This window comes from Catenulispora pinistramenti (genome assembly GCF_018274385.1).
Classification (GTDB): Bacteria; Actinomycetota; Actinomycetes; order Streptomycetales; family Catenulisporaceae; genus Catenulispora; species Catenulispora pinistramenti.
Map to the genome: position 1 here is coordinate 1 of NZ_JAAFYZ010000590.1, position 425 is coordinate 425.

The 425-nt window shown below is 70.4% G+C and carries 1 protein-coding gene; it reads left to right on the forward strand.

All coding sequences use genetic code 11. The features are described 5' to 3' along the window. Positions 1 to 425, forward strand: a 425-nt coding sequence (locus KGQ19_RS48895; RefSeq protein ID WP_212022518.1) for a WD40 repeat domain-containing protein, incomplete at both ends; no start/stop codon positions are given.

A 425-nucleotide genomic window follows, 5' to 3' on the forward strand; every position in this document is an offset into this window, starting at 1 on the left:
CACCTACGACACGGTCTTCGCATGGCGCACCGACACCGGCGACTTACAGTGGCAACTCCACGAACCCGGCGCCGACTGGAGCGCCCTCGCCCTCGACGCAACCGGCACCCGAGCCCTCACCGCCGGCGCCAACGGCACCCACCTCCTCAACGCCACAACCGGCTCCACCCTGCGAACCCTCCCCACCACCGACCGGCGCGTCCTGGCCGCAGCCCTCTCCCCCGACGGCCGCATCGCCCTGACCGGCGACACCCACGAGCAGGTACGAATCTGGGACCTGCGAAACCCCGCAGCCGAGCCGATCCGACGCCTGCGCGGCCTGTCGATGGTGGACGCGCTGGCGCTCAGCGACGACTGCCAGACGCTGGTGGTGGGGCACTCGGATGGGTCGCTTCAGTTGTGGGGGCTGGATTGGGATTTGGTGG